This window comes from uncultured Planktosalinus sp. (assembly GCF_963973675.1).
Classification (GTDB): Bacteria; Bacteroidota; Bacteroidia; order Flavobacteriales; family Flavobacteriaceae; genus Planktosalinus.
The window spans coordinates 1-4,628 of the sequence record NZ_CAXBAN010000211.1 but is presented as its reverse complement, the minus strand read 5'-3'; the positions used below and the strand labels follow the sequence as shown (position 1 = coordinate 4,628).

The 4,628-nt window shown below is 41.6% G+C and carries 3 protein-coding genes; 2 read left to right on the top strand and 1 reads right to left on the bottom strand.

The window, feature by feature from the left end; all coding sequences use genetic code 11:
* The coding region (locus AACY61_RS08995) for a choice-of-anchor L domain-containing protein (protein WP_339611241.1) at nt 1–3,308 on the bottom strand (3,308 nt) is incomplete at its 3' end.
* A gap of 148 nt (nt 3,309–3,456) precedes the next feature.
* Here AACY61_RS08995 and AACY61_RS08990 point away from each other — a divergent pair.
* Nucleotides 3,457–4,359 (top strand): NifU family protein, encoded by a 903-nt coding sequence (locus tag AACY61_RS08990; protein ID WP_339611240.1) that lies wholly within the window; start codon nt 3,457–3,459, stop codon nt 4,357–4,359.
* Nucleotides 4,360–4,454: 95 nt separating this feature from the next.
* Nucleotides 4,455–4,628 (top strand): dodecin family protein (locus AACY61_RS08985; RefSeq protein WP_339611242.1); only part of this gene is annotated, 174 nt, incomplete at its 3' end.

The following is a 4,628-nucleotide window of genomic DNA, read 5'->3' as shown; positions in this document are numbered from 1 at the left end:
CTCGTGTTGGCATAGCTCTCAGGGCTTACTATCGATGGCGTGCCTGCTTGTGCAGCAGCTTCGCTCTCGTGATAGGTCAGGGTGTAAAAGCCCGGGTCCTGATCGCCATAAATCAAAGCTGCCTGATCAGTCAAATCAAAGATAATCCCTATATCGGTCTGGTCTTCACTGCATACTATCAAGGGTGGAAGCTCGGTCGGTATCTCAGGGGTCGGAAGAACAACCAGTTCCAGCTCCACTATCCTATAGCAGCCCGTGATGTCGTTCTCCACACGTACATAGATGATTTGGCTCTCTGCAACGATATTGAAGTAGGGACTGCTCAATGAAAACTGCCCTTGCTCTGCGTCCAGAAGTGTCTCGTGGAAGGTAATGGTCACATCGGGCTCGCCGTTTTGGATCTCAACTATAGTGCTCTCCAAATCAAACTCCGCAAAACCATCGCTGTCCGGGTCACAGGCTTCCAGTGGCTCGGGCGTCGAAGGACTGGGCAACGGATTGACAATCAAAGTCACGGTCATCTCAAACTCAGCTAGCACACAGCCTGTCGAAGGGTCTTCAACACGTATCCATAGGTCTTGGGGGTTGACCGTGTTTTCATACGGACTCTCCAATGCATTGTCGCCGCTCTGGGCCTCTGCGTGGCTCGCGTGAAAACTCACTTCCAAACTCGGGTCTTCGTTGCTGATCTGAGGAATCAGGGCGTTTATATCAAACGACTCTATCTCGTCGCCCGGATTGTTAGCATCACACAGCTCCAACTCAAAGGGATAGGTGATATCAGGAAGAGGGGCCACCTGAAGTTCTACAGTGGTCTGGCTTTGACAGCCGTTGACAATGTCTTCTACAACTATGTAAATTGTCTGGGGGTTGCTCAGGTTTACATAGGACGTGGGGGTACCTATCGGATTGGTGCCCGCATCGGCATCCGCCTGGGTCTGGTAGTAGCTCACCGTATAACCCGATGGATCGGGAATCGTGGCAAACAACTCTTCCTCCACTAATGTTAAATCAAAAATGGCCGTGCCGTTGTTATTGTAATCACACTCAACCAATGGCGAGGGATCTTCTATCTGAGGACTGTCCAATACCTGGAGCTCTAGGGGGACCACATCATAGCTCCCGGAGGTCATACTCTCCCCACGTGCATAGACTGTTTGGGAGTAGATCACCACATTGGGATAAGGATTGGGCAAGGGTAATATTCCGTTTTCAGCATTGGACTGGGTCTCGTGAAAGGTAACTGTAATATCAGGATCTCCTCCTGTTATTTCAAGTATGGTGGATTCTAAATCAAACTCTCCAAAACCATCGTTATCGGGGTCGCAATATTCTAAAGGATCCGGCTCTATCAATACCGGGATGTTTTCATAAAACAACTCCAGGGTGGTGACTGCCACACAACCGGTATTGATGTCGCGTACCCTCACCCATATGATCTGTGGGTTTGTAACGCTTGTATACATCAGCGGCAAGGGGTTTGCCCCTGCCCAGGCATCGGGCTCATCTATATGAAAACTGATGGAAACATTGGGGTTGCCTCCTGATATCTCAGGAATCTTCAGGGTTAAATCAAACTCGTTGCTCCCGTTTATTTGTATGAATGGCGTAGGGTCTGTATAGGTGGGAACGGGGTGAAAATTCAAAACAAACTCCCCTACCGAGTAACAGGTAGTGTTCAACCCTTCTACTCGAACAAAAATGGTCTCCCCTCCACCACTGTTGTAATTCTCAGGGTCGACTATGGGATTGGTGTCCTGATCGGCATCATCAAAAGTGTTGTAGTAGTTGATGCTCATATTGAAAAGGCCATTGAGGATCTCGGTATCTTTTGAAGTCAAATCAAAAATTTCAAAACCGTCCTGATCGTCATCGCATACCAAAAATTCTGTGATGGGATCAGCAATCTCAGGGGCAGGGTTTACCTGCAAGGTTAACTCAACGATTTCGTAGCAGCTAAATTCACTTGTTTCTTCCAGTCTTGCATATACAATCTGTGTTCCCGGAACAACATTGGTATAGGGGCTTATAAGTTGATCGTCCGGATCGCCAATTTCTGCCAGTTCAAATGTTTCAAAATAACTTACAAAAACATCTGTTTGACCGTCTATAATCTGATCGTCTGCTTCGGTTAAGTCAAACTCGGCAAAGCCGTCATTGGGTGAGAAATCACATTCCACTAAATCATCAGGAATACCTGCAAATGGCTGGGGAACAAATTCTACAAATATTTCATCGGTAGCAGAGCATCCATTAGAAAAAGTAACTTCAAGTTGAAAAGTACCGGATTCTTCAACTTCTATAGTTGGTCCGGTTTCTCCCGGCATGATTACAAAATCCATAAGGCCTTCATCATAAACATACCATTGATAATCAACATCAGGATCGACGCTTCCAAGTATCCCAATCTCAATGGCTTCAGTGGCACAAACTGCATTTCCATTATCTATTGTAATGTCGTCCCCAAGATCTACCCCCAAGAAAAAACTTCCTCCTTGAATAAATACAGCTGAGTTAAATGAACTATCATTTCGGTCAGCAATGACCAACTTCATACGATAAGTGGTATTTGCAGTCACATAGGACCAAGCTTGCATCAAAACAGTGTGCCCATTAAAGTTAATTGGTGCTTCATTATTTGGCAAACCTGTTGCACCATAATAGGTACTAAAATAATCAGGATTAGCAGATGAGCAACCTCCGTTATGTGCTTGATCTCTTATGGTCGTGACAGAAATGGGTACTTCACCGGGTGTGTCTGGCACCAACGCCATATTGGTAATTTCCCCTGTATCGGTATTTTCCAGAAAAAAGGCAAAAGCATCTGAATAATCACATTGAAAAGTTCCGTACTCATTAGATGCAAAAACAAAATTAAAACTAATGGAGTCATTTAAAGGTGTAAAGTCAAACTCCATTATAGAAGCATCGTTGTAAGAAGTTAAGCCCGGATCGATACCCAAAGCTTGAATGTAGTCAAACAACTGGGGGTCACCCGGCCAATCACCACCGTCCTGCGGACTCCCGTTTGGTCCGGGGACCTGTAATGCATTTGTTGTTGATAAAATGATACCATCATCCATTGGAAAATTTGGATTGGTATTTTCAAAATATCCTATTCCATTTAAACTTCCAAAATCTGTTCCTGTAACGCTCGTAACATTCCCAACTATGGCACAAGGGTTATTGATAAGCACATCAATAATAAGCTCTTCATGGGTATAACTATCAACATCAACCGTGACATAGGGTTGAGAAAACACAATCAACGGAAAAAAAGACAAGAAAACTTGTAGAAATCGTTTCATAAATGGGGATTCTTATTTCTTTTTATCAACTTGCATCCTTCAAATTGATTTAAAGGCCTAAAGTTTATTATTTTCTTAACGTGTTAAGTTGTCAAATATATTGAATTGCTCTGTTTTTATTTTATAGATTTGCAAAAAAATACTTGTTATGTCCGTTTTTAACATTAAAATTGATTCTACTTCCAATCCCGAAATAAAAAAATTTGTGGCCAATCAGTTTTTGACTTCCAACAATAGCTATGAATTTAAAAACATTGATGACGCCAAGTCAAGCCCTTTGGCGCAACAACTATTTTATCTTCCTTTTGTTAAAACGGTATATATTGCACAAAATTTTATTGCCATTGAAAAATTCTCCATTGTTGAGTGGCCTGAGGTTGAAAATGAAATTGCTGAACAGGTTGAAGATTATTTAAACTCCGGTGAGGTTTTAATTAAAGATGCACCCTCTGAAAAGAAAGTTCCAGTAACTGTTTATGCTGAAAGCACACCCAACCCTGCGGTTTTAAAATTTGTAGCAAATAAACCTTTAGTAGACGGTACATTTGAATTTAAGAACATCGATGAGGCAAAGTATTCCCCTTTGGCCCAGGCATTATTTCACTTTTCATTTGTGAAAGAGGTTTTTATCAGTGCCAATTATATTTCAGTTTCAAAATATGACCTTGTTGAATGGCAGGATGTAAGCCTTGAATTGAGGGAATTTATCAGAAAGTTTATTGAAGAAGGTAAAGAAATTCTAAAAAATGAAATTCTATCACAAACAAAGGAAGAACCATCTAAGCAGCAAACCCCTGAAGTTGCACTAGATGATTATTCAAAACAAATTGTTTCCATACTGAATGAATATGTTAAACCTGCAGTGGCAAGTGACGGTGGAAATATTGCTTTTAAATCTTTTGATAAGGAAACAAAAACCGTGCGTGTAATTTTACAAGGGGCATGTAGCGGATGTCCTTCTTCAACCGTAACATTAAAAAACGGTATTGAAACCATGCTAAAAGACATGCTGAACGATGAAGCACTAAAAGTTGAAGCCATCAATGGCTAAACGCTTAAGTTTACAAACCTTTAACATTCGCTTTTCGTTTTTCAAACATGAATTCTGTAACTTTAGGACTCTTTAACCCTAAAAATCAAAATATTATGTCTGTCTTAAAAGTAATTGAAGTTTTAACAAGTTCAGAAAAAGGATGGGAAGATGCTGCTCAAAAGGCGGTTACCCATGCTTCAAAAACTGTTAAAAACATCCGCTCGGTTTACATTAACGAGCAAAGCGCCATTGTTGAAAACAACAATATCAAAGAATACAGAGTGAAC